Annotated in this window: 18 protein-coding genes and 1 tRNA gene; 16 read left to right on the top strand and 3 right to left on the bottom strand. The window is 68.4% G+C overall.

What is annotated here, in order from left to right; translation table 11 throughout:
- The first annotated feature begins 1,309 nt into the window (after nt 1-1,309).
- From ACFYOB_RS23730 to ACFYOB_RS23710, 5 genes are all read left to right on the top strand, one after another.
- Nucleotides 1,310-1,879 carry a TetR/AcrR family transcriptional regulator gene (locus ACFYOB_RS23730; protein WP_388562442.1) on the top strand — a complete coding sequence of 190 codons (570 nt, stop codon included), beginning with the start codon at nt 1,310-1,312 and terminating at the stop codon, nt 1,877-1,879.
- Between the two features lie 79 nt (nt 1,880-1,958).
- Nucleotides 1,959-3,422, top strand: a complete 1,464-nt coding sequence (locus ACFYOB_RS23725) for an MFS transporter (protein ID WP_388562440.1) — start codon at nt 1,959-1,961, stop codon at nt 3,420-3,422.
- 76 nt (nt 3,423-3,498) lie between these two features.
- On the top strand, nt 3,499-3,897 hold the full coding sequence (locus ACFYOB_RS23720; protein WP_388562438.1) for a DUF3291 domain-containing protein: 399 nt from the start codon (nt 3,499-3,501) through the stop codon (nt 3,895-3,897).
- On the top strand, nt 3,894-5,009 hold the full coding sequence (locus ACFYOB_RS23715) for a UDP-N-acetylmuramate dehydrogenase (protein ID WP_388562473.1): 1,116 nt from the start codon (nt 3,894-3,896) through the stop codon (nt 5,007-5,009). The genes ACFYOB_RS23720 and ACFYOB_RS23715 overlap by 4 nt, the downstream gene beginning before the upstream one ends.
- Nucleotides 5,010-5,025: 16 nt before the next feature.
- Nucleotides 5,026-5,442 carry a hypothetical protein gene (locus ACFYOB_RS23710; RefSeq protein WP_388562436.1) on the top strand — a complete coding sequence of 139 codons (417 nt, stop codon included), beginning with the start codon at nt 5,026-5,028 and terminating at the stop codon, nt 5,440-5,442.
- A gap of 3 nt (nt 5,443-5,445) precedes the next feature.
- Here the strand turns inward: ACFYOB_RS23710 and ACFYOB_RS23705 are convergent, their stop codons facing one another.
- Nucleotides 5,446-6,465 carry an adenosine deaminase gene (locus ACFYOB_RS23705; protein WP_388562434.1) on the bottom strand — a complete coding sequence of 340 codons (1,020 nt, stop codon included), beginning with the start codon at nt 6,463-6,465 and terminating at the stop codon, nt 5,446-5,448.
- 362 nt (nt 6,466-6,827) lie between these two features.
- Nucleotides 6,828-8,054, bottom strand: coding sequence for a pyridoxal phosphate-dependent aminotransferase (locus ACFYOB_RS23700; RefSeq protein ID WP_388562432.1), 1,227 nt, complete (start codon nt 8,052-8,054; stop codon nt 6,828-6,830).
- Nucleotides 8,055-8,246: 192 nt separating this feature from the next.
- Between ACFYOB_RS23700 and ACFYOB_RS23695 the strand changes: the two genes are divergently transcribed.
- From ACFYOB_RS23695 to ACFYOB_RS23645, 11 genes are all read left to right on the top strand, one after another.
- Nucleotides 8,247-8,319 (top strand) — tRNA-Trp (locus ACFYOB_RS23695).
- A 106-nt stretch (nt 8,320-8,425) separates the two neighbouring features.
- Complete coding sequence (gene secE / locus ACFYOB_RS23690; RefSeq protein WP_030388883.1) at nt 8,426-8,707, top strand: preprotein translocase subunit SecE; 282 nt, start codon at nt 8,426-8,428, stop codon at nt 8,705-8,707.
- A gap of 84 nt (nt 8,708-8,791) precedes the next feature.
- Nucleotides 8,792-9,721 (top strand): transcription termination/antitermination protein NusG, encoded by a 930-nt coding sequence (nusG, locus tag ACFYOB_RS23685; RefSeq protein WP_328927137.1) that lies wholly within the window; start codon nt 8,792-8,794, stop codon nt 9,719-9,721.
- 170 nt (nt 9,722-9,891) lie between these two features.
- On the top strand, nt 9,892-10,326 hold the full coding sequence (gene rplK, locus ACFYOB_RS23680; RefSeq protein WP_351320298.1) for a 50S ribosomal protein L11: 435 nt from the start codon (nt 9,892-9,894) through the stop codon (nt 10,324-10,326).
- Between the two features lie 87 nt (nt 10,327-10,413).
- On the top strand, nt 10,414-11,142 hold the full coding sequence (gene rplA / locus ACFYOB_RS23675) for a 50S ribosomal protein L1 (protein ID WP_008739733.1): 729 nt from the start codon (nt 10,414-10,416) through the stop codon (nt 11,140-11,142).
- Nucleotides 11,143-11,321: 179 nt separating this feature from the next.
- Nucleotides 11,322-12,266: a hypothetical protein gene (locus tag ACFYOB_RS23670; RefSeq protein WP_388562429.1), complete on the top strand. Its 945-nt coding sequence runs from the start codon at nt 11,322-11,324 to the stop codon at nt 12,264-12,266.
- 53 nt (nt 12,267-12,319) lie between these two features.
- Nucleotides 12,320-13,147 (top strand): hypothetical protein, encoded by an 828-nt coding sequence (locus ACFYOB_RS23665; RefSeq protein WP_388562427.1) that lies wholly within the window; start codon nt 12,320-12,322, stop codon nt 13,145-13,147.
- A gap of 247 nt (nt 13,148-13,394) precedes the next feature.
- Nucleotides 13,395-13,925, top strand: coding sequence for a 50S ribosomal protein L10 (rplJ, locus tag ACFYOB_RS23660; RefSeq protein ID WP_099889951.1), 531 nt, complete (start codon nt 13,395-13,397; stop codon nt 13,923-13,925).
- Between the two features lie 110 nt (nt 13,926-14,035).
- Nucleotides 14,036-14,419, top strand: coding sequence for a 50S ribosomal protein L7/L12 (gene rplL / locus ACFYOB_RS23655; protein WP_388562425.1), 384 nt, complete (start codon nt 14,036-14,038; stop codon nt 14,417-14,419).
- A 565-nt stretch (nt 14,420-14,984) separates the two neighbouring features.
- Nucleotides 14,985-18,467, top strand: a complete 3,483-nt coding sequence (rpoB, locus tag ACFYOB_RS23650) for a DNA-directed RNA polymerase subunit beta (RefSeq protein ID WP_388562423.1) — start codon at nt 14,985-14,987, stop codon at nt 18,465-18,467.
- 97 nt (nt 18,468-18,564) lie between these two features.
- A complete protein-coding gene (locus ACFYOB_RS23645; protein ID WP_388562421.1) occupies nt 18,565-22,464 on the top strand; it encodes a DNA-directed RNA polymerase subunit beta' in 3,900 nt (1,299 codons plus the stop codon).
- 75 nt (nt 22,465-22,539) lie between these two features.
- Here the strand turns inward: ACFYOB_RS23645 and ACFYOB_RS23640 are convergent, their stop codons facing one another.
- A complete protein-coding gene (locus ACFYOB_RS23640; protein WP_388562419.1) occupies nt 22,540-23,850 on the bottom strand; it encodes a M48 family metalloprotease in 1,311 nt (436 codons plus the stop codon).
- Nucleotides 23,851-23,860: the final 10 nt, after the last annotated feature.

The following is a 23,860-nucleotide window of genomic DNA, read 5'->3' as shown; positions in this document are numbered from 1 at the left end:
CCTCAAGGGCGCTCCTTCGTCGCGTCGCTGCGCGATGGCCTTCGGCCACCCTTGACCGACCGGCCCGACCCGGAAAGTTCGAGGACAGACGGGAAGCCTCCAAAAGAACGGTCACCGGTGTTCGTGTCCAGGGCCGGGTCCGTCAGGGATGCGGGTGCCCGCTTCCCGGAGGGGCCGGCCAGGCCGCATCACCGAGCCCGGCCAGGGTCGGGGGCGCGGCCACAGGCCTATCCGCACCGGGCAGCGCCCAGAAGCCCCTCGGGGTCGGGGGGCGCCCCCAATCGCTACGCGCTCCTCATGTCTCGGCGTCCGGCGCCCGTCCGGGGCTGGGAATAGGCCGCCACCGATCGCTGCGTGGCTGGGGTGGGCGTGCGGCGACCGGCCCGGCATGTGGCTGGGCATGGGCCGCCTCGGAGTGTGCGTGTGGGCGCGCTTGTCGGGCGTCTGCGGGCCGCCGGAAGCGCCCCATCGGCGCGAGATCGGGGGCGCTGGCGGGCGTCTGCGGGCGGTCGTGGGCGCGGAATCCGGTCTGGTGGGTGGGAATCCGGTCTGTTGGAGTGCGGTGCCGGATTTTTCGGGCTCTCACTCCGGGAAGTGATCCACTATCCCCCAACTCACCGCCAAATGGGGGCAAACCGCCGCAGTCGCATGCTCGGGGAGGCGTGTGGGGATCGTGGGCGGCTTATGTCTGGCCCCGGACGGCCGTCGGACGCTGAGAGGTGAGGAGCGCGTAGCGATCTGACGCGCATGCCCGCCTGGCGGACTCTGATGGGCTTCTGGGCGCTGCCCGGTGCGGGCTGGCCCAGGGAAACCGGGCCCCTGCGTCACTGATGCCCCTCCGTGCCCTCTCGTCCCCCGTGACCGTTCTTTTGGGGGGTTCCCGTCTGTCCTCGAAGTTTCCGGGTCGGGCCGGTCGGTCAAGGGTGGCCGAAGGCCATCGCGCAGCGACGCGACCGGAGGGAGCGCCCTTGAGGGACCGGCCCGGCCCGGAAGACGATGGGACGGACGGGAAACCCACAGCCCTACTCCGATGCCGAGTGAGGGGATCCCGCCCCCCGAAGCCACCGACCCCCGCTCCTGGTTCCGCCCCGCTGAGGTCCCGACCCCCGTCCCTGATGCCGACCCCCGTCCCTGATGCCGACCAGCGCGCCGACCAGCGCGCCGACCAGCGCGCCGACCAGCGCGCCGACCAGCGCGCCGACCAGCGCGCCGACAGCCGACAGCCGACCGGCTTCGGCTCCCGCCCCCTCCGAAGCCCAGCCCCGCCTCGCCCCTTGCGTAGTTAGTGATTGAGTACTAACTTAGCCGCATGGCAAGGATGAGCGCAGAGGAGCGGCGCGAGAGCGTCATTCGGGCGGCGATGCACGAGTTCGCACGCGGGGGCTACTACGGGACCTCCACCGAGGCGATCGCCAAGCGGGTGGGTGTCTCGCAGCCGTATCTCTTCCGGCTCTTCCCGAACAAGCTCGCCATCTTCCTCGCCGCCGCCGAGCGGTGCATGCGGGATACCCGGGAGGTGTTCGCCGAGGCGGGCGAAGGGCTGTGCGGCGAGGAGGCCACGCGGGCCATGGCGAACGCCTACACCCGGCTCATCGCCGAGGATCCCGACAAGCTCCAGATGCAGCTCCAGATGTATGTCACTGTCGCCGCCGCCGAAGCGGCCGGGGATCACGAGCTCGGCGAGCTCGTCCGGAACGGCTGGATGGAGCTGTGGGACACGGTCCACGTGCCGTTCGGCGGCGACGTGAAGGAGACCACGACCTTCATGGCGTACGGGATGTTGATCAACACTCTTGCCGCCATGGGCTTCCCGCCCGGGCACAGGGTCTGGGAGGGGTTGTACCCCGAGGCCCACAGCAAGGGCCGCCTGGAGAAGTGAGGGCGCGCCCGCCTGTCTGGCGGGCCACTCATGCGCGCGAAAGTTAGTCAGCAATAACTAACAACCCTCAGGGGGAATCGTGAAGACGCAAGACCCGCAAGACCTGCAAGGCCCGGACACCAAGCTCCGCGCGCCCGCCGTCTGGGCGCTGATCCTCACCGGCGTCGCCAGCTTCATGGCCGCCCTGGACAACCTCGTCGTCACCACCGCCCTCCCCGCCATCCGCGAGGACCTCGGCGGCAAGCTGGAGGACCTGGAGTGGACGGTGAACGCGTACACGCTCACCTTCGCCGTCCTCCTCATGTTCGGGGCCGCACTCGGTGACCGTTTCGGCCGCCGACGGCTCTTCACCCTGGGTCTCGCGATCTTCACCGGCGCCTCCGCCGCGGCCGCGCTCTCGCCCGGCATCGACGCGCTCATCGCCGCCCGCGCCGTCCAGGGCGTCGGAGCCGCGATCATGATGCCGCTCACCCTGACCCTGCTCACCGCCGCCGTACCGGCGGCCCGCCGCGGCATGGCTCTCGGCATCTACGGCGCCGTCACGGGCCTCGCCGTCGCGAGCGGCCCCCTCATCGGCGGCAGCCTGACCGAGCACATCTCCTGGCAGTGGATCTTCTGGCTCAACGTTCCGATAGGCCTGGTGCTGATCCCGCTCGCCCGTCTGCGGCTCGCCGAGTCCGCCGCGCCCGGTGCCCGCCTCGACGTCCCGGGCACCCTGCTCATCAGCGGCGGCCTCTTCGGCATCGTCTACGCCCTGGTCAACGCAAACTCCGAGGGCTGGACCAGTGCCCCCGTGCTCACCGGCCTGATCGTCGGAGCCGCGCTCGTCGGCGGGTTCATCCACCACGGCTTCAACAACGCGAACCCCATGCTCCCCATGCGGCTCTTCCGGAACCGCGGCTTCCTCGGGATCAACCTGGCCAGCCTGCTGATGTTCCTGGGCATGTTCGGCTCGATCTTCCTGCTCAGCCAGTTCCTCCAAGGCGTCGCCGGCTACTCGCCCACCCAGGCGGGCCTGCGCATGCTCCCCTGGACGGGTATGCCGATGATCGTCGCCCCCTTCGCGGGCATCCTCTCCGACCGCATCGGCGGCCGCCCCGTCGTCGCCGCCGGGCTGGCGTTCCAGGCCCTCGGCCTCGGCTGGTTCGCGGCGATCCTGACCGCGGACGTCTCGTACGCCGCCCAGCTGCCGCCGCTGATCCTCAGCGGGATCGGCATGGCCCTCTACTTCGCCCCCGCCGCCAACGTCCTGATGTCCACCGTCGCCCCGGCCGACCAGGGCAAGGCCTCCGGCACCAACAACGCCCTGCGCGAGGTCGGCGGCGCCCTCGGTGTCGCAGTCCTGGCCTCGGTCTTCTCCGCCCAGGGCGGCTACGAGTCCCCGCAGGCCTTCACGGACGGCACGATCCCCGCCCTGTGGATCGGCGCAGGCGCGGTCGCCCTGGCCGCCGCCCTCGCCCTGCTCCTGCCGGGCAAGGCCAAGCCCTCCCGGACTGTCGCCGCCCCGGCCGCGCTCCCGGACAAGGTCCCTGCCGCCAGCTGAGCCAGCTCGTAAACGTACTGCCTGAAAGGTAGTTTCAGCCCTTACGGTTCGTGCGACCCAACAAAGGAGTGACGCCATGCCCGACATCCCTTGGTCCACCCCCACCCAGGCCGCCCCCGACGCCGATGTCTACGTCATGGCCTCCCGCTTCCAGACCTCCACACTCACCGGCGCCCTCAGGTTCTTCCTCAAGGCCCCGGGCATCATCGGCCAGATCCGCAAGGCCCCCGGGGCCCACGGCGTCGCCCTGCGGGCTCGCGTCTTCGGCCGGACCTTCCTGACCCTCTCCGCCTGGGAGGACCGGGACGCGCTCTACCGGTTCGCCCGCAGCGAGCCGCACCGCTCCAGCTCCCGGGCGGCCGCCGCCTTCATGAAGGAATCGGCCTTCACCTTCTGGACCGTGAAGGCAGCCGAGCTCCCCATCAGCTGGGTCGAGGCGGAGCGCCGCCTGGCCGAGCAGAAGACGGCCTACTGAGTCACGGTCCGTGGCCCCGCAGGGATGCGAGGGGTACGGACCGTACTCTTGTCCACGTGCAGGAACTCCATGACGCCCCCCTCGCCCCGCTGACCACCTTCCGCCTCGGTGGCCCCGCCGCACGTCTGGTCACCGCGACCACCGACGCCGAGGTGGTCGCCGCCGTCCGGGCCGCGGACGAGAGCGGCACCCCGCTCCTCGTCATCGGCGGCGGCAGCAACCTGGTCATCGGTGACCAGGGCTTCGAGGGCACCGCCCTGCGCATCGCGACCACCGGCTTCCACCTCGACGGCACGCACCTGGAGCTCGCCGCAGGCGAGAACTGGAGCGACGCCGTCGCCCGCACCGTCGAAGCCGGCCTCGCCGGTATCGAGTGCCTCGCCGGAATCCCCGGCTCCGCCGGCGCGACGCCCATCCAGAACGTGGGGGCGTACGGCCAGGAGGTCTGCGACACCATCACCGAGGTCGTCGCCTACGACCGTACCCGGGGCGAGACGGTCACGCTGAGCGCCGCCGAATGCGCGTTCACGTACCGCAACAGCCTCTTCAAGCACGAGCCCGAGCGGTACGTCGTCCTGCGCGTGCGCTTCGCCCTGGAGGACGCCGACGGGCTGTCCGCGCCGATCAAGTACCCCGAGACCGCCCGCGCCCTCGGCGTCGAGGCCGGCGACCGGGTCCCGGCCGCCGAAGCCCGCGCGACCGTGCTGCGCCTGCGGGCGGGGAAGGGCATGGTCCTCGACCCCGCCGACCACGACACCTGGTCGGCCGGCTCCTTCTTCCACAACCCGATCCTGACCGCCGAGGCCTACGCCGCCTTCCTCGCCCGCGTCCAGGACCGCCTCGGCCCCGACACCGCCCCGCCCGCCTACCCCGCGGGCGACGGCCGTACGAAGACCAGCGCCGCCTGGCTGATCGACAAGGCCGGATTCACCAAGGGCTACGGCACCGGCCCCGCGCGCATCTCCACCAAGCACACGCTCGCCCTCACCAACCGGGGCGAGGCCACCACCGAGGACCTCCTCGCCCTGGCCCGCGAGGTCGTCGCGGGCGTCCACGCGGCCTTCGGCGTCACCCTGGTCAACGAACCGGTGACGGTCGGCGTCAGCATCTGAGGAGCCCCGGCCGCCCATGCTCTGTCGCCTGCACGGGGCCGGTACGGACCCCACCCGCCTCGTGGGGCGCACGCTCAGCCGAGTCGTCGCGTCCTGGCACATCAGCGAAGGCGAGCGCTCCGAGGCTCCCCTCGACGTCTGGCTCATCGACAGCGTCGGGGACTGCATCCGCATCACCACCGGGTCCGACCAGTGCCTCATCGTCGAATCCGCCGCCCCGCACGAGCCGTACGACATGGGGGAGTGGGGCCGCATCGAGGTCGGCGAGGACCTGGGCGACCACCCCTTCCTGCGCCACCTCGGCGAGACGGTCTCCTCGGTCGCCGAATTCGCCCTGCCCGAGCAGGGGCGCACGCACCTGGAGATCGGCTTCCCGGACGGCCACCGGGTGCGCGCCGACTGCTACGAGGGCGACCTGCGGCTCACGCGCTGACGCTCACCCGGTGAGCCAGTGGTCGATCCCGGCCAGCAGCTTGGCCTGTACGTCCTCGGGCGCGGCCGAACCGCGCACCGACTGGCGGGCCAGCTCGGCGAGCTCGGCGTCCGTGAAGCCGTGGTGGCGGCGGGCGATCTCGTACTGCGCCGCGAGCCGGGACCCGAACAGCAGTGGGTCGTCCGCGCCGAGCGCCATCGGCACCCCTGCCTCGAACAAGGTGCGCAGCGGGACGTCCTCGTGCCGCTCGTAGACCCCGAGGGCCACGTTCGACGCGGGGCAGACCTCGCAGGTGACCTGCCGGTCGGCGAGCCGCTTGAGCAGCCGCGAGTCCTCCGCGGCCCGGACGCCGTGCCCGATGCGGGAGGCGTGCAGATCGTCGAGGCAGTCGCGGACGGAGGCCGGGCCGGTGAGTTCGCCGCCGTGCGGGGCGGCGAGCAGGCCGCCCTCGCGGGCGATGGCGAAGGCCCGGTCGAAGTCGCGGGCCATGCCCCGGCGCTCGTCGTTGGACAGGCCGAAGCCGACGACGCCGCGGTCGGCGTAGCGGACGGCGAGGCGGGCGAGGGTGCGGGCGTCGAGGGGATGCTTCATGCGGTTGGCGGCGATGAGGACCCGCATCCCGAGGCCGGTCTCGCGGGACGCGCTGTCCACGGCGTCGAGGATGATCTCGACCGCCGGGATCATGCCGCCGAGGAGGGGGGCGTAGGAGGTGGGATCCACCTGGATCTCCAGCCAGCCGCTGCCGTCCCGTACGTCCTCCTCCGCGGCCTCGCGGACCAGGCGCTGGATGTCGTCGGGCTCGCGGAGGCAGGAGCGGGCGGCGTCGTAGAGCCGCTGGAAGCGGAACCAGCCGCGCTCGTCGGTGGCGCGGAGCCGTGGGGGTTCGCCGGCGGTCAGGGCCTCCGGGAGGCGGACGCCGTACTTGTCGGCGAGCTCCAGCAGGGTCGATGGTCGCATCGAGCCGGTGAAGTGCAGGTGGAGGTGGGCTTTCGGCAGAAGCGTGAGATCGCGTGCGTGCTCCATCTGGTGATCCTGCCGTACCGCTGCGCCGGGCGGGAGGGGGTTTTACCTATTGGGGGCTTGCCCGAACGTGCGAGCGGGGGTGGTGGGGGGCGGAGAACGCCGGAGCGGGGGGGGCCCCCCCGGGGGGGGCCCCCCCCCCGGCGGGGGGGGCGCCCCCCCGGGGGGGGGCCCTGGGCGCCCCCCCGATCATGTGGATACCGGGGAAACGCCGGCCCCCGGGGGCGGGGGGGGGGGGGGTTTTGGGGGGGGGGGGGGGGCCCCTGGGGGGGGGGGGGGGGGGGGGGGGGGGGGGCCCCCCCCGGGGGGGCCCCCCCCCGGGGGGCCCCCCCCGCTCCGGATCCGGCTGCGGAACCGCCTCGGGCCTAGGCCTTGGCCTCCGCCAGGAGCTTCTGGATCCGGGAGACGCCCTCCACCAGGTCCTCGTCGCCCAGGGCGTAGGACAGGCGCAGGTAGCCCGGGGTGCCGAAGGCCTCGCCGGGAACGACCGCGACCTCGACCTCGTCCAGGATCAGGGCGGCGAGCTCGACCGAGGTCTGCGGGCGCTTGCCGCGGATCTCCTTGCCGAGGAGCTCCTTGACCGAGGGGTACGCGTAGAACGCGCCCTCGGGGACCGGGCAGAGGACGCCCTCGATGTCGTTCAGCATCTTGACCATCGTCTGGCGGCGGCGGTCGAAGGCCTTGCGCATCTCCGCGACGGCGTCCAGGTTGCCCGAGACGGCGGCCAGCGCGGCGATCTGGGCCACGTTGGAGACGTTGGAGGTGGCGTGCGACTGCAGGTTCGTCGCCGCCTTGATGACGTCCAGCGGGGCGATGACCCAGCCCACGCGCCAGCCCGTCATCGCGTACGTCTTGGCGACACCGTTGACGATGATGCACTTGTCGGCGAGCTCGGGCACCAGGACCGGCAGCGAGGTGAACTTCGCCTCGCCGTAGACCAGGTGCTCGTAGATCTCGTCCGTCAGGACCCACAGGCCGTGCTCCGCCGCCCACTGGCCGATGGCCTTCGCGTCGTCCTCGCTGTAGACCGCGCCGGTCGGGTTCGAGGGGGAGACGAAGAGGACGACCTTGGTGCGCTCGGTGCGCGCGGCCTCCAACTGCTCGACGGAGACCCGGTAACCGGTGGTCTCGTCGGCGACGACCTCGACCGGGACACCGCCGGCGAGACGGATGGACTCCGGGTAGGTGGTCCAGTACGGAGCCGGGACGATGACCTCGTCACCCGGGTCCAGGATCGCGGCGAAGGCGTTGTAGATCGCCTGCTTGCCGCCGTTGGTCACCAGGATCTGCGCCGGGTCGACCTCGTAGCCGGAGTCGCGCAGGGTCTTCGCGGCGATCGCGGCCTTGAGCTCGGGCAGACCACCGGCCGGCGTGTAGCGGTGGTACTTGGGGTTGCGGCAGGCCTCGACCGCCGCCTCGACGATGTAGTCCGGGGTCGGGAAGTCGGGCTCGCCCGCGCCGAAGCCGATCACCGGGCGCCCGGCGGCCTTGAGGGCCTTGGCCTTGGCGTCGACGGCGAGGGTGGCGGACTCGGAGATGGCGCCGATACGGGCGGACACCCGGCGCTCGGAGGAAGGCGTTGCAGAGGTCATGTCGGCAATCGTCCCAGACGGCAAAGAGACGCCGCACAACGTTTCAGTTACCGGACCGGTTGATGCCCCGTCGGGTTCTGTTCGACGTCAGGGCCCGGTTCACGTACACTCACCTGTCGTTGGACCTCGCCAGCCGCCCAGAGCGTGAGCACTCCGTGCACTCGCTCGGATGCGGTAGGTTGGGGGACGCAAAGGGTCGTAGCTCAATTGGTAGAGCACTGGTCTCCAAAACCAGCGGTTGGGGGTTCGAGTCCCTCCGGCCCTGCTCCACACTCCTTCTCGGATGTGTGTGCGCAGGTACGTACTTCGATGCAACGCCGTGCGGCGCAACCGGGCGCGGTACGGCCACGACCCGGATTCAGGTGAGAGACGTGACGGACGCCCTGGGCTCCATCGACATGCCTGACGCCGAGGACGAGACTCGCGAGAAGAAGGCCCGAAAGGGCGGCAAGCGCGGCAAGAAGGGCCCTCTGGGCCGTCTCGCGCTGTTCTACCGCCAGATCGTCGCGGAACTCCGCAAGGTTGTCTGGCCTACTCGCAACCAGCTCACGACGTACACCACCGTGGTGATTGTCTTCGTCGTCATCATGATCGGTCTGGTGACCGTGATTGACTTTGGGTTTGAGAAAGCCATCAAGTTCGTCTTCGGCTGATCCCCGCGGGGGGCGGCGCCTTGATGGGTGCCGCCCGTTTTCGCATGTTCCACCACCTTTTGTATCCAGGAAGAAGCAGCCACCGTGTCTGACCCGAACCTGAACGCGAGCCACGACTCCGTCGAGTCCGTCGAGGACGAGCTCGACATCGTCGAGGCGGCAGACGCTGTGGACCCCGACGAGGCCGAGCACGCCGACGCCAAGGCGGGTGTCGCCGCCGAAGAGGCCGCGCTGCACGTCGAGGACGAGGTCGAGGCCGAAGCCGAGATCGAGGACGACGCCGAGGTCGAGCCGGTTGCCGACGACGCCGAGGAAGAGGGCGACGTCGAGGCCGAGGTCGAGGCCGCAGCCGACGAGGAGGCCGAGGAGGCCGCCGAGGTCGAGCCCGCCGAGCCCGTCGACCCCATCCAGGCCCTGCGCGACGAACTGCGCCTCCTGCCCGGCGAGTGGTACGTGATCCACACCTACGCCGGCTACGAGAAGCGCGTGAAGGCCAACCTGGAGCAGCGCGCCGTCTCGCTGAACGTCGAGGAGTTCATCTACCAGGCCGAGGTGCCCGAGGAAGAGATCGTCCAGATCAAGAACGGCGAGCGCAAGAACGTCCGGCAGAACAAGCTGCCCGGTTACGTTCTCGTCCGCATGGATCTGACGAACGAGTCCTGGGGCGTCGTCCGCAACACGCCTGGCGTCACCGGCTTCGTCGGCAACGCGTACGACCCGTACCCGCTGACCCTGGACGAGATCGTCAAGATGCTCGCCCCGGAGGCGCAGGAGAAGGCCGCCAAGGCCGCCGCGGAAGAGGCCGGTCTGCCCGCGCCCGCCGTCAAGCGCACCATCGAGGTCCTGGACTTCGAGGTCGGCGACTCGGTCACCGTCACCGACGGCCCGTTCGCGACGCTGCAGGCGACCATCAACGAGATCAACCCGGACTCGAAGAAGGTCAAGGGTCTCGTCGAGATCTTCGGCCGCGAGACCCCGGTCGAGCTCAGCTTCGACCAGATCCAGAAGAACTGATCCACCTCTTCTGAGACACAGCTTCCGGACAGGTCAGACCGCCCCCTGAAGGGCGGTCTGACCTGCTCGGTTTTTAGCCCCGCAGCGATACCCGTTATCGTGGTGCGGTATGCCTCCATCCGGATGACCGGATTGGCGGCGAAAACTCTCACTAGGACCCGGAGAGAGCAATGCCTCCCAAGAAGAAGAAGGTCACGGGGCTTATCAAGCTCCAGATCAAGGCCGGTGCGGCCAACCCGGCTCCGCCGGTCGGCCCCGCGCTCGGTCAGCACGGCGTCAACATCATGGAGTTCTGCAAGGCCTACAACGCCGCGACCGAGTCGCAGCGTGGCATGGTCGTGCCGGTGGAGATCACGGTCTACGAGGACCGCACCTTCACCTTCATCACCAAGACCCCGCCGGCCGCGCGCCTCATCCTGAAGCACGCCGGTGTGGAGAAGGGCTCTGGCGAGCCCCACAAGACCAAGGTCGCCAAGCTCACGGCTGCCCAGGTCAAGGAGATCGCCGAGCTGAAGATGCCCGACCTGAACGCCAACGACATCGACGCCGCCGTGAAGATCATTTCCGGCACCGCGCGCTCGATGGGCATCACCGTCGAAGGCTGATCCAGCCCCCTCCAGCACCACCAGTGGTAGGACCAGCGCTGGTCCGCACCACGACTCCACACCTGAAGAAACAACACAGGAGCAGAAGTGAAGCGCAGCAAGACTCTCCGCGCTGCGGACGCCAAGGTCGACCGGGAGAAGCTGTACGCCCCGCTCGAGGCCGTCCGTCTCGCCAAGGAGACCTCCACGACCAAGTTCGACGGCACCGTCGAGGTCGCCTTCCGCCTGGGTGTCGACCCGCGCAAGGCCGACCAGATGGTCCGCGGCACCGTGAACCTCCCGCACGGCACCGGCAAGACCGCCCGGGTCCTGGTCTTCGCGACCGGTGACCGTGCTGCGGCCGCGGAAGCCGCCGGCGCCGACATTGTCGGCGACGACGAGCTGATCAACGAGATCGCCAAGGGCAACCGCCTCAACGAGTTCGACGCCGTTGTGGCCACCCCGGACCTCATGGGCAAGGTCGGCCGCCTCGGCCGCGTGCTCGGTCCCCGTGGCCTCATGCCGAACCCGAAGACCGGCACCGTCACGATGGACGTCGCGAAGGCTGTCACCGAGATCAAGGGTGGCAAGATCGAGTTCCGCGTCGACAAGCACTCGAACCTGCACTTCATCATCGGCAAGGTCTCCTTCTCCGATGAGCAGCTGGTCGAGAACTACGGCGCGGCCCTGGACGAGATCCTCCGTCTGAAGCCGTCCGCCGCGAAGGGCCGCTACATCAAGAAGGCCGCCCTGAGCACCACGATGGGTCCCGGCATCCAGCTGGACTCCAACCGCACCCGGAACCTCCTCGTCGAGGAAGACCCGGCTGCTGTCTGAGCCTCACGGCTCTGATCGTCTGAACGGGCCTCTCGCCACCCTTCACGGGGTGGCGGGGGGCCCGTTTCCGTGTTTAGCGCCACATATCCCGTCACCGGGGGCTAATGGCCGCGCGTCCCGTCGGCGGGGGAACGTAATGTCGGCCTGAAGGAACGATCATTCAAGGGGTGGGGACCTCCGTGTCTGTTTACCGGAAGAAGACCGTCGGCGCCGCTCTGGCCGCCGTACTGCTCGTGGGCGGCGCCACGGCGTGTGAGAACGGCAAGAAGGCCGACTCGGGCAAGGCCGCCGCCGGCGCGTCCGCCCAGCCGAGCGCGCCGGTGGCGGGCGGTTCGGCCACCGAGGCGCTCTCCGCGGCCTACAAGAAGACCTCGGCCGCCAAGTCGGCCAAGGTCCGCATGACGATGTCGATGCCCGAGTCGCTGAGCGGCGGCGCCGGCACCGTGGAGATGACGGGCGTCCAGGGCTGGGACCCGAACGTCATGGACATCACCGTGAAGGGGGCGCTCACCCCGGGCTCCGGCGCCGAGTCCATGCGCATGATCATGTCGAACGACGTCATGTTCATGGAGATGCCGGCCGACTCCCCGATGTCCGCGGGGCTGGACGGCAAGCGCTGGATGAAGCTGGACATCAAGGCCGCCGCGGAGGCCTCCGGGGACGCGGACGCGCTGAAGAAGCTCGGCGGCGTCGGCGGCATGGACCAGAGCCAGGACCCGGCCAAGCAGCTCGGCCTGCTGCTCAGCTCGCCGAACGTGAAGCGCCTCGGCGCCGAGAAGGCCGACGGCACGGACACCGAGCACTACAAGGGAACCCTGACCCTCGCCGAGATGCTCGCGGCCAACGAGTCCGCCAAGGCGCTGCCCGAGGCCGACCGGGCGAAGCTCGTCGAAGCCATGAAGAAGTCCGGCATCGTCGACTACGACATGGACGTCTGGGTCAACAAGGACGGCTACCCGGTCCACATGAAGGTCGCCATCCGCATGCCCCAGGGGACCATGAACATGGACGCCCACTACTCGGACTACGGCTCCGCGGCCACTGTCCAGGCCCCGCCGGAGAACGAGACCCTCGACCTCTTCGCCATGCTCAAGCAGCTGGGCGAGGCCGGCGCCGGCGCCTGACCAGCCCGCGCGCACCCGGTCGCAGTAAAGATCCACTCATGGGGGAGAACCAGATGAACAAGGCTGTCCGGACCCGGGCCGGTATCGCGATGGCGGGTACCGCACTGCTCGTGGGCGGCCTCACGGCCTGCGGCGGCGACAAGGCCGCCGCGGGCAACGGTACGGCCGACGGCGGCAAGACCGCGCAGGCCAAGGCTCAGACCCCGGTGGACGCGGTGAAGGCCTCGTACGTGAAGACGGCGGCGGCCAGGTACGCCAAGGCCGAGATCTCCACCGTCGGGAAGGACGGCAGGACCAGCGGCCAGTCCGGCACGAAGGGCTGGTACCCGTCCGGCCACGACGTGTCGCTGAAGGACGAGAAGCACCCCGGCGCGCGGTCGGTCATGATCGGCGACACCGTCTACACCAAGATGGACAAGCCCATCGACGGCAAGCCCTGGATGAGGCTGGAGCTGTCCAAGGACGGGAAGCCGGGCGTCCGGCTGAACGAGGACCCGGCCGAGTACCTCGCGATGCTGCTGGGCCAGGAGAAGCTCACGCTGGTCGGGGCCGAGCAGACCGACGGCGTCGACGCCCAGCACTACAAGGGCAGCTTCACCAACGCCGACCTGCTCAAGGCGGACGAGTCCACCAAGGTCATGGAGGAGAAGAACCGCCAGTACCTCCACGACTCCGTGAAGCACCTCACCGCCTTCGAGGTGGACCTGTGGATCGGCAAGGACGGCTATCCGCTCCGCGTCGACTCGGTGAGCACGGACGGTGACGGAACGTCCAGGACCACGGCGAAGTTCTCCGACTACGGAGCGGTCACGCCGGTCGCGGCACCCCCCGCCGACCAGGTCATCTCCTTCGACGACGTGCTGAAGGGCAGCGGCTCCTGAGGCGATTTGCCTCGACTGGACGCCTTCACGTAGTCTTCCCCAGAAGCCAAAGACCGCTGGTCGTTGCCGTGCCCGCAAGGGTTCGGTGGCCGAAGGATCCGTTGAGTGCGGACGACCCGCGTAGGTGACTGTGGAAGGTTCCCGGAATTCGTTCCGGTTGAGCCACGCCCTGGCGCCTGCGCCGGGGCGTTTCGTTTTTCAGCCCCTTCTGAGCGGTCCTCATCACCCGGAAGGAGGCGAACGCACCATGCCGACGCCCAACAAGGCTGCATCGGTAGCCGAGCTCAAGGACGCGTTCCAGAGCTCGAACGCCGCCGTGCTGACCGAGTACCGGGGTCTCACCGTCGCGCAGCTCAAGACGCTGCGTCGCTCCCTCGGTGAGAACGCCCAGTACGCCGTGGTGAAGAACACGCTGACCAAGATTGCGGCCAACCAGGCCGGGATCACCGCGCTGGACGAGCACTTCGCTGGTCCGACCGCGGTCGCCTTCATCACCGGTGACCCGGTGGAGTCGGCGAAGAGCCTGCGTGACTTCGCCAAGGAGAACCCCAACCTCATCATCAAGGCGGGTGTCCTTGATGGTAAGGCGCTCACCGCCGATGAGATCAAGAAGCTTGCGGACCTCGAGTCCCGCGAGGTTCTGCTCAGCAAGCTGGCCGGCGCGTTCAAGGGCAAGCAGTCCCAGGCTGCCTCGCTCTTCCAGGCGCTGCCGTCGAAGTTCGTCCGCACCGCGGAAGCGCTTCGCGTCAAGCTCGCCGAGCAGGGCGGTGCCGAGTAATTCGGCTCGCGCACTGATCCACGCCGCCTAGTGCGTGGGTCGTAGCGGGCCGTTACGCCCGCCTCTATATACATCCGGCACCTGCCGAATTAGTGGAAGGATCGCCCATCATGGCGAAGCTCTCTCAGGACGACCTCCTCGCCCAGTTCGAGGAGATGACCCTCATCGAGCTCTCCGAGTTCGTGAAGGCCTTCGAGGAGAAGTTCGACGTCACCGCCGCCGCGGCCGTCGCCGTTGCCGGCCCGGCCGTGGGTGGCCCCGCCGCCGAGGCCGAGGAGGAGAAGGACGAGTTCGACGTCATCCTCACCGGTGCCGGCGACAAGAAGATCCAGGTCATCAAGGTCGTGCGCGAGCTGACCTCCCTGGGCCTCAAGGAGGCCAAGGACCTCGTGGACGGCGCCCCGAAGCCGGTCCTCGAGAAGGTTGCCAAGGACGCCGCTGAGAAGGCCGCCGAGGCCCTCAAGGGCGCCGGTGCGGCCGTCGAGGTCAAGTAACACCTCTGAGGCCTCCTGAGGCCTCAACCAAGGGCGATCACCCGTAAGGGTGGTCGCCCTTTGGCGTCCCCGTGATGCCTGACTTGCCCTGGTCACGTTGGGGAGTAGGGTGATCTTCGTTGCCTCGAAGCAGGGTCCGGAGATGATCCGCTCGGAGCAGGGGGCCTTGACGAACGGGACGTGGCGCGCAATTCTCAGTCCCGTCGCAAGCTCGACCACCTCGATCCGAGATCCGAGGCATGGATCGACTACGAAGAGGGCAGTACTGATACGCGCTCTGTGTACGAGGGCCGCAGCGTTGGATGTTGGTTTCGACAACATGGGGAAGGCCTGTTGCCGGTTTCCGGAAACCTGGTCTGGACATCAGTGAGCCAAGTGGCTACACTGACCCTTTGCGCTGCCTGTTAGCTGTCCCCTGCCCGTCGCCAGGGACATGCCCACGCTTGAGCACACTTGATTGATCCGCCCTGACCTGGACTTTCGACCAGATCGGGGGCGCCTGTCTTCTGTGTCGGCTGGGACCGGTACGCGCGTAGTGAGTCCGAGCCCTCGGAAGGACCCCCTCTTGGCCGCCTCGCGCAACGCCTCGACCAATACGAACACCGGTGCCAGCACTGCCCCGCTGCGCATCTCCTTTGCAAAGATCAAGGAGCCGCTCGAGGTTCCGAACCTCCTGGCGCTGCAGACCGAGAGCTTTGACTGGCTTCTCGGCAATGCTGCCTGGAAGTCTCGCGTCGAGTCGGCGCTTGAGAGTGGACAGGACGTCCCCACCAAGTCCGGTCTGGAAGAGATCTTCGAGGAGATCTCGCCGATCGAGGACTTCTCCGGGTCGATGTCGCTGACCTTCCGCGACCACCGTTTCGAGCCGGCGAAGAACTCCGTCGACGAGTGCAAGGAGCGCGACTTCACGTACGCGGCTCCGCTGTTCGTCACTGCCGAGTTCACGAACAACGAGACCGGAGAGATCAAGTCTCAGACGGTCTTCATGGGCGACTTCCCGCTCATGACCAACAAGGGCACCTTCGTCATCAACGGCACCGAGCGTGTCGTCGTGTCGCAGCTTGTCCGTTCCCCCGGTGTCTACTTCGACTCCTCCATCGACAAGACGTCCGACAAGGACATCTTCTCCGCCAAGATCATCCCGTCCCGGGGTGCCTGGCTGGAGATGGAGATCGACAAGCGCGACATGGTCGGTGTCCGCATCGACCGCAAGCGCAAGCAGTCCGTCACCGTCCTCCTGAAGGCTCTCGGCTGGACCACCGAGCAGATCCTCGAGGAGTTCGGCGAGTACGAGTCCATGCGCGCCACCCTGGAGAAGGACCACACCCAGGGCCAGGACGACGCGCTGCTCGACATCTACCGCAAGCTGCGCCCGGGCGAGCCGCCGACCCGTGAGGCCGCTCAGACGCTGCTCGAGAACCTCTACTTCAACCCGAAGCGCTACGACCTCGCGAAGGTCGGCCGCTACAAGGTGAACAAGAAGCTCGGCGCCGACGAGCCGCTCGACGCCGGTGTGCTCACCACCGACGACGTCATCGCGACGATCAAGTACCTGGTCAAGCTGCACGCCGGCGAGACCGAGACGATCGGCGAGTCCGGCCGTTCGATCGTGGTCGAGACCGACGACATCGACCACTTCGGCAACCGTCGTCTGCGCAACGTCGGCGAGCTCATCCAGAACCAGGTCCGCACGGGTCTGGCTCGTATGGAGCGCGTCGTGCGCGAGCGCATGACCACCCAGGACGTCGAGGCGATCACGCCGCAGACCCTGATCAACATCCGGCCGGTCGTCGCCTCCATCAAGGAGTTCTTCGGCACCAGCCAGCTGTCGCAGTTCATGGACCAGAACAACCCGCTGTCGGGTCTGACGCACAAGCGTCGTCTCTCGGCTCTGGGTCCCGGTGGTCTGTCCCGTGAGCGGGCCGGCTTCGAGGTCCGTGACGTCCACCCGTCGCACTACGGCCGCATGTGTCCGATCGAGACCCCTGAAGGCCCGAACATCGGTCTGATCGGCTCGCTCGCCTCCTACGGCCGCGTCAACGCGTTCGGTTTCGTCGAGACCCCGTACCGCAAGGTCGTCGACGGTGTCGTCACCGACGAGGTCGACTACCTGACCGCCGACGAGGAAGACCGCTTCGTCATCGCCCAGGCGAACGCCGCCCTGAACGATGAGATGCGCTTCACCGAGAACCGCGTCCTGGTCCGCCGTCGTGGCGGCGAGATCGACTACATCGCCGGCGACGACGTCGACTACATGGACGTCTCCCCGCGCCAGATGGTGTCCGTCGCGACCGCGATGATCCCCTTCCTGGAGCACGACGACGCCAACCGTGCCCTCATGGGCGCGAACATGATGCGCCAGGCCGTTCCGCTCATCAAGGCGGAGGCGCCGCTCGTCGGTACCGGCATGGAGTACCGCTGTGCGGTCGACGCCGGTGACTCGATCCGTGCGGAGAAGGACGGTGTCGTCCAGGAGGTCTCGGCCGACTACATCACCGTCGCCAACGACGACGGCACGTACACCACGTACCGCGTCGCGAAGTTCTCCCGCTCGAACCAGGGCACCTCGGTCAACCAGAAGGTCATCGTCAACGAGGGTGACCGGATCGTCGAGTCCCAGGTCCTCGCCGACGGACCGGCGACCGAAGAGGGCGAGATGGCCCTCGGCAAGAACCTGCTCGTCGCGTTCATGCCGTGGGAGGGTCACAACTACGAGGACGCGATCATCCTGTCGCAGCGCCTCGTGCAGGACGACGTCCTCTCCTCGATCCACATCGAGGAGCACGAGGTCGACGCCCGTGACACCAAGCTCGGCCCCGAGGAGATCACCCGGGACATCCCGAACGTCTCCGAGGAGGTCCTCGCCGACCTCGACGAGCGCGGCATCATCCGCATCGGTGCGGACGTCGTCGCCGGCGACATCCTGGTCGGCAAGGTCACGCCCAAGGGTGAGACCGAGCTGACCCCGGAGGAGCGCCTGCTCCGCGCGATCTTCGGTGAGAAGGCCCGCGAGGTGCGTGACACCTCGCTCAAGGTCCCTCACGGTGAGATCGGCAAGGTCATCGGTGTCCGCGTCTTCGACCGCGAGGAGGGCGACGAGCTTCCTCCGGGCGTGAACCAGCTGGTCCGCGTCTACGTCGCCCAGAAGCGCAAGATCACCGACGGTGACAAGCTCGCCGGCCGCCACGGCAACAAGGGTGTCATCTCCAAGATCCTTCCGATCGAGGACATGCCCTTCCTTGAGGACGGCACGCCGGTCGACATCATCCTGAACCCGCTGGGTGTCCCGTCCCGAATGAACCCGGGACAGGTCCTGGAGATCCACCTCGGCTGGCTCGCCAGCCGCGGCTGGGACGTCTCCGGTCTGGCGGACGAGTGGGCGCAGCGCCTCCAGGCGATCGGCGCCGACCAGGTCGCTCCCGGTACCAACGTCGCCACCCCGGTGTTCGACGGTGCCCGCGAGGACGAGCTGGCCGGCCTGCTGCAGCACACCATCCCGAACCGCGACGGCGAGCGCATGGTGCTCCCGACCGGTAAGGCGCGTCTGTTCGACGGCCGCTCCGGCGAGCCGTTCCCGGACCCGATCTCGGTCGGGTACATGTACATCCTGAAGCTGCACCACCTGGTCGACGACAAGCTCCACGCCCGTTCGACCGGTCCGTACTCGATGATCACGCAGCAGCCGCTGGGTGGTAAGGCGCAGTTCGGTGGTCAGCGCTTCGGTGAGATGGAGGTGTGGGCGCTTGAGGCTTATGGCGCTGCGTACGCGCTCCAGGAACTCCTGACGATCAAGTCCGACGACGTGACCGGCCGCGTGAAGGTCTACGAGGCCATCGTCAAGGGCGAGAACATTCCCGAGCCGGGCATTCCTGAGTCCTTCAAGGTGCTCATCAAGGAAATGCAGTCGCTCTGCCTCAACGTGGAGGTGCTGTCCTCGGACGGCATGTCCATCGAGATGCGTGACACCGACGAGGACGTCTTCCGCGCGGCGGAGGAGCTCGGTATCGACCTGTCCCGGCGTGAGCCGAGCAGCGTCGAAGAGGTCTGACGGGCCTGACGGGGGGCTCGCCCAAGAGCCCCCCGTCATCCCCGGGACCGTTCAGACCATGATTGAGACTCGACCCCGAAAGAGGGATTGACGCACAGTGCTCGACGTCAACTTCTTCGACGAGCTGCGGATCGGCCTTGCCACCGCGGACGACATCCGAACCTGGTCACACGGCGAGGTCAAGAAGCCGGAGACCATCAACTACCGCACCCTCAAGCCCGAGAAGGACGGACTCTTCTGCGAGAAGATCTTCGGTCCTACCCGGGACTGGGAGTGCTACTGCGGCAAGTACAAGCGTGTCCGCTTCAAGGGCATCATCTGTGAGCGTTGTGGCGTCGAGGTCACGCGCGCCAAGGTGCGCCGTGAGCGGATGGGCCACATCGAGCTTGCCGCTCCCGTCACCCACATCTGGTACTTCAAGGGCGTCCCGTCGCGCCTGGGCTACCTGCTGGACCTCGCGCCGAAGGACCTCGAGAAGGTCATCTACTTCGCCGCGTACATGATCACGTTCGTCGACGACGAGCGTCGCACCCGCGACCTCCCGTCGCTGGAGGCGCACGTCTCCGTCGAGCGCCAGCAGATCGAGAACCGCCGTGACGCGGACCTCGAAGGCCGTGCCAAGAAGCTCGAGAGCGACCTGGCCGAGCTTGAGGCCGAGGGCGCGAAGGCCGACGTACGCCGCAAGGTGCGCGAAGGTGCCGAGCGCGAGATGAAGCAGCTCCGTGACCGCGCCCAGCGCGAGATCGACCGCCTCGACGAGGTGTGGGCCCGCTTCAAGAACCTCAAGGTCCAGGACCTGGAGGGCGACGAGCTCCTGTACCGCGAGCTGCGTGACCGCTTCGGCACGTACTTCGACGGCTGCATGGGCGCCGCCGCGCTGCAGAAGCGCCTGGAGTCCTTCGACCTCGAGGAGGAGGCCGAGCGCCTCCGCGAGATCATCCGTACCGGCAAGGGCCAGAAGAAGACCCGTGCGCTCAAGCGCCTCAAGGTCGTCTCCGCGTTCCTGCAGACCAGCAACAAGCCCAAGGGCATGGTTCTGGACTGCGTGCCGGTGATCCCGCCGGACCTGCGTCCGATGGTGCAGCTGGACGGTGGCCGCTTCGCGACCTCCGACCTGAACGACCTGTACCGCCGCGTGATCAACCGCAACAACCGTCTGAAGCGTCTCCTCGACCTCGGTGCCCCCGAGATCATCGTGAACAACGAGAAGCGCATGCTTCAGGAGGCCGTGGACGCCCTCTTCGACAACGGTCGTCGTGGTCGTCCGGTGACCGGTCCCGGTAACCGTCCCCTGAAGTCCCTCAGCGACATGCTGAAGGGCAAGCAGGGTCGATTCCGTCAGAACCTTCTCGGTAAGCGTGTGGACTACTCCGCGCGTTCCGTGATCGTCGTCGGTCCGCAGCTGAAGCTGCACCAGTGCGGTCTGCCCAAGGCCATGGCGCTGGAGCTCTTCAAGCCGTTCGTGATGAAGCGCCTGGTCGACCTGAACCACGCGCAGAACATCAAGAGCGCCAAGCGGATGGTCGAGCGCGGCCGCACGGTCGTCTACGACGTCCTCGAAGAGGTCATCGCCGAGCACCCGGTCCTGCTGAACCGTGCGCCCACGCTGCACCGCCTCGGCATCCAGGCCTTCGAGCCCCAGCTGGTCGAAGGCAAGGCCATCCAGATCCACCCGCTCGTCTGCACCGCGTTCAACGCGGACTTCGACGGTGACCAGATGGCCGTGCACCTGCCGCTCTCCGCGGAGGCGCAGGCCGAGGCCCGCATCCTGATGCTGTCCTCGAACAACATCCTCAAGCCGGCCGACGGCCGTCCGGTCACGATGCCGACCCAGGACATGGTCCTCGGTCTGTTCTTCCTGACCACCGACGGTGAGCTCCGTGACGTCAAGGGCGAGGGCCGCGCGTTCGGCTCCACGGCCGAGGCGACCATGGCGTTCGACAACGGCGAGCTCGCGCTCCAGTCGGCCGTCGACATCCGCTTCCCGGTGGGCACCATCCCGCCGCGTGGCTGGGTGCCGCCGGTCGCCGAAGAGGGCGAGCAGGAGTTCCAGCCGGGCGACAGCTTCCGTCTGAAGACGACCCTGGGTCGCGCGCTCTTCAACGAGCTGCTGCCCGAGGACTACCCGTTCGTCGACTACTCGGTGGGCAAGAAGCAGCTCTCCGAGATCGTCAACGACCTGGCGGAGCGCTACCCCAAGGTCATCGTGGCGGCGACGCTCGACAACCTCAAGGCGGCCGGCTTCCACTGGGCGACCCGTTCGGGCGTCACCGTGGCCATCTCCGACGTCGTCGTGCCCGAGGCCAAGAAGGCCATCGTCGCGGGCTACGAGGCGATGGACGAGAAGGTCCAGAAGCAGTACGAGCGCGGTCTGATCACCAAGGACGAGCGCACGCAGGAGCTCATCGCGATCTGGACCAAGGCGACCAACGAGGTTGCCGAGGCGATGAACGCGAACTTCCCCAAGACGAACCCCATCTTCATGATGGTTGACTCGGGTGCCCGAGGAAACATGATGCAGATGCGACAGATCGCCGGTATGCGTGGTCTGGTGTCGAACGCGAAGAACGAGACCATCCCACGTCCGATCAAGGCGTCCTTCCGTGAGGGCCTCACCGTTCTGGAGTACTTCATCTCCACGCACGGTGCCCGTAAGGGTCTGGCGGACACCGCCCTGCGTACCGCCGACTCGGGTTACCTGACCCGTCGTCTGGTGGACGTCTCGCAGGACGTGATCATCCGCGAGGAGGACTGTGGCACCGAGCGCGGTCTGAAGCTGAAGATCGCCGTTCGCGGCGAGGACGGCGTGCTGCGCAAGGCCGACGACGTCGAGACCTCGATCTACGCCCGCATGCTGGCCGAGGACGTCGTCATCGACGGCAAGGTCATCGCGCCGGCCAACGTCGACCTCGGTGACGTGCTCATCGACGCCCTGGTCGCCAACGGCGTCGAGGAGGTCAAGACCCGCTCGGTCCTGACCTGTGAGTCCGCGGTCGGCACCTGTGCCTTCTGCTACGGACGCTCGCTCGCCACCGGCAAGCTGGTCGACATCGGTGAGGCGGTCGGCATCATCGCCGCCCAGTCCATCGGTGAGCCCGGTACCCAGCTGACGATGCGTACCTTCCACACCGGTGGTGTGGCCGGTGACGACATCACGCAGGGTCTGCCGCGTGTCGTCGAGCTCTTCGAGGCCCGTACCCCGAAGGGTGTCGCCCCGATCTCCGAGGCCGCCGGCCGCGTGCGGATCGAGGAGACCGAGAAGACGAAGAAGATCGTCATCACGCCCGACGACGGCAGCGACGAGACGGCGTTCCCGATCTCGAAGCGCGCCAAGGTCATCGTGTCCGAGGGTGACCACGTCGAGGTGGGCCAGAAGCTCACCATGGGTGCCACCAACCCGCACGACGTGCTGCGCATCCTCGGCCAGCGTGCCGTCCAGGTCCACCTGGTCGGCGAAGTCCAGAAGGTCTACAACTCGCAGGGCGTGTCGATCCACGACAAGCACATCGAGATCATCATCCGGCAGATGCTGCGCCGCGTGACGATCATCGAGTCCGGCGACGCGGAGCTCCTGCCGGGCGAGCTGGTCGAGCGGTCGAAGTTCGAGACCGAGAACCGTCGTGTGGTCACCGAGGGCGGTCACCCCGCCTCCGGCCGTCCGCAGCTGATGGGTATCACCAAGGCCTCGCTCGCCACCGAGTCGTGGCTGTCGGCGGCGTCCTTCCAGGAGACGACCAGGGTCCTGACGGACGCGGCGATCAACGCCAAGTCCGACTCCCTGATCGGCCTCAAGGAGAACGTCATCATCGGTAAGCTCATCCCGGCCGGTACGGGCCTCGCCCGTTACCGCAACATCCGGGTGGAGCCCACCGAGGAGGCCAAGGCCGCGATGTACTCCGCCGTCGGCTACGACGACATCGACTACTCGCCCTTCGGCACCGGCTCCGGCCAGGCTGTCCCGCTGGAGGACTACGACTACGGCCCGTACAACGGCTGAGTCGCGCAGAGTACGTAACCGCAGGGCGGTCACCCGAGAGGGTGGCCGCCCTGCGGCGCGTTGTCGATCAGTGCTTCAGCGTGCGGGCTGCAGGTACGGCTGGAGGTGGTGCAGCCGGGTCCGGTGGTCGGGGTGGGTGGAGAGCAGCCGGTCCAGGGTGCCGGGCTCGGTGAACGGCTTCCCGGTCTGGGCCAGGACGGCCTGCTTCGCCTGCTCCTCCTGGGCCATCACCCCGTGCAGCATCTGCGCGAGCATCGGCGCGAAGCCGAGTGCGGCGGCGTGCTCGTCGGCGCGCAGCTCGGCCCGCCGGCCCACCGCCGCCATCAGGTAGGGCATCACGAGCAGCAGCAGCGGGAGCCCGTAGGTGGCGGTGATCGTCAGGATGGTGAACAGGCCGACGAAGATGATCATGAATCCGGCGGCCAGGTAGGAGAAGAAGCTGGTGAACCGGATGACGAAGACGGTCACGGCGCGGATGACCTGCCAGGCGATCCGCCCGGGCAGGCCGTACCACCAGCCCAGCAGCCCGGACCAGGCGTGGCCGCCGGTGTGGTGGCCGAGCTCGTGGGCGAGTACGGCGGCGAGCTGGGACTTGGGCAGGTTCTCCAGGGCGTACCGGGTGACGCCGACGATGTGGCCGGCGGCCGCGTACGCGTTCAGGTGGTCGGTGTCCTCGATCCACAGCTCGTAGCGGTCGCCGTCGACGCCGGCGCGGGCCGTGACCTCGCGCCACACCGGGGAGAGCGCGGCGAGCTCATTCGGGAGCGGGCGCTGCAGGCGCAGCAGGTGGCGGGCGAAGAAGTCCTCGCTGGGGCGGTGGAAGACGAGGGCCCCGGAGGCGATCCAGAACAGGGTGGGCAGCCAGTAGGGCAGGCCGGACACGGCCTCCAGGATGGTGGCGAGGAGCAGGACCACCATGAGGCTCATCAGGAACCCGGGGACGTGCAGGGCGAGCTGGCCGAAGGCGGTGGCGTCCGCGCTGCGCTGGTACGCCTTGCGGTGGACGCGGGTGCCGGGGGCGTTCTGGTACTCCAGGTCGTCCAGCGGGGCCGCGGGGGCCGGCAACTGGGCCGGCGGGGCTGCGGGGGCGGGCTGGTAGTGGGGGTAGGCGGGCTGCTGGGGCTGCTGGTACTGGGGGTACGCGGGCTGCTGGGGCTGCGGGTAGGCGGGTGCCTGGGGCTGCTGCTGCGGGTACGCGGGTGCCTGGGGCGGAGCCGGCTGGGGCTGCGGGTAGGCGGGCGCTTGGGGTTGCTGCTGCGGGTACGCGGGCGCTTGGGGCTGCTGCTGCGGGTACGCGGGTGCCTGCGGCTGCGGGTACGTCGGGGGCGGCGGGCTCTGCGGGTACTGGGGCCCCTGCGGGTACTGGGGTTCGGGTGGCTGGTTCACGGTGAATCCT

Source organism: Streptomyces sp. NPDC006463 (genome assembly GCF_042870715.1).
Taxonomy (GTDB): Bacteria; Actinomycetota; Actinomycetes; order Streptomycetales; family Streptomycetaceae; genus Streptomyces.
Note: the sequence above shows the minus strand (reverse complement) of the source record. Positions and strands in the feature narration are given on the sequence as shown.

What these genes read in the sequence shown, in the direction of transcription:
- ACFYOB_RS23700 (WP_388562432.1), bottom strand. Translation starts at nt 8,054, where the DNA reads ATGACCTCTGCAACGCCTTCCTCCGAGCGCCGGGTGTCCGCCCGTATC.
- rplK (WP_351320298.1), top strand. Translation starts at nt 9,892, where the DNA reads ATGCCTCCCAAGAAGAAGAAGGTCACGGGGCTTATCAAGCTCCAGATC.
- ACFYOB_RS23730 (WP_388562442.1), top strand. Translation starts at nt 1,310, where the DNA reads ATGGCAAGGATGAGCGCAGAGGAGCGGCGCGAGAGCGTCATTCGGGCG.
- ACFYOB_RS23665 (WP_388562427.1), top strand. Translation starts at nt 12,320, where the DNA reads ATGAACAAGGCTGTCCGGACCCGGGCCGGTATCGCGATGGCGGGTACC.
- ACFYOB_RS23720 (WP_388562438.1), top strand. Translation starts at nt 3,499, where the DNA reads ATGCCCGACATCCCTTGGTCCACCCCCACCCAGGCCGCCCCCGACGCC.
- rplL (WP_388562425.1), top strand. Translation starts at nt 14,036, where the DNA reads ATGGCGAAGCTCTCTCAGGACGACCTCCTCGCCCAGTTCGAGGAGATG.
- rplJ (WP_099889951.1), top strand. Translation starts at nt 13,395, where the DNA reads ATGCCGACGCCCAACAAGGCTGCATCGGTAGCCGAGCTCAAGGACGCG.
- ACFYOB_RS23705 (WP_388562434.1), bottom strand. Translation starts at nt 6,465, where the DNA reads ATGGAGCACGCACGCGATCTCACGCTTCTGCCGAAAGCCCACCTCCAC.
- ACFYOB_RS23710 (WP_388562436.1), top strand. Translation starts at nt 5,026, where the DNA reads ATGCTCTGTCGCCTGCACGGGGCCGGTACGGACCCCACCCGCCTCGTG.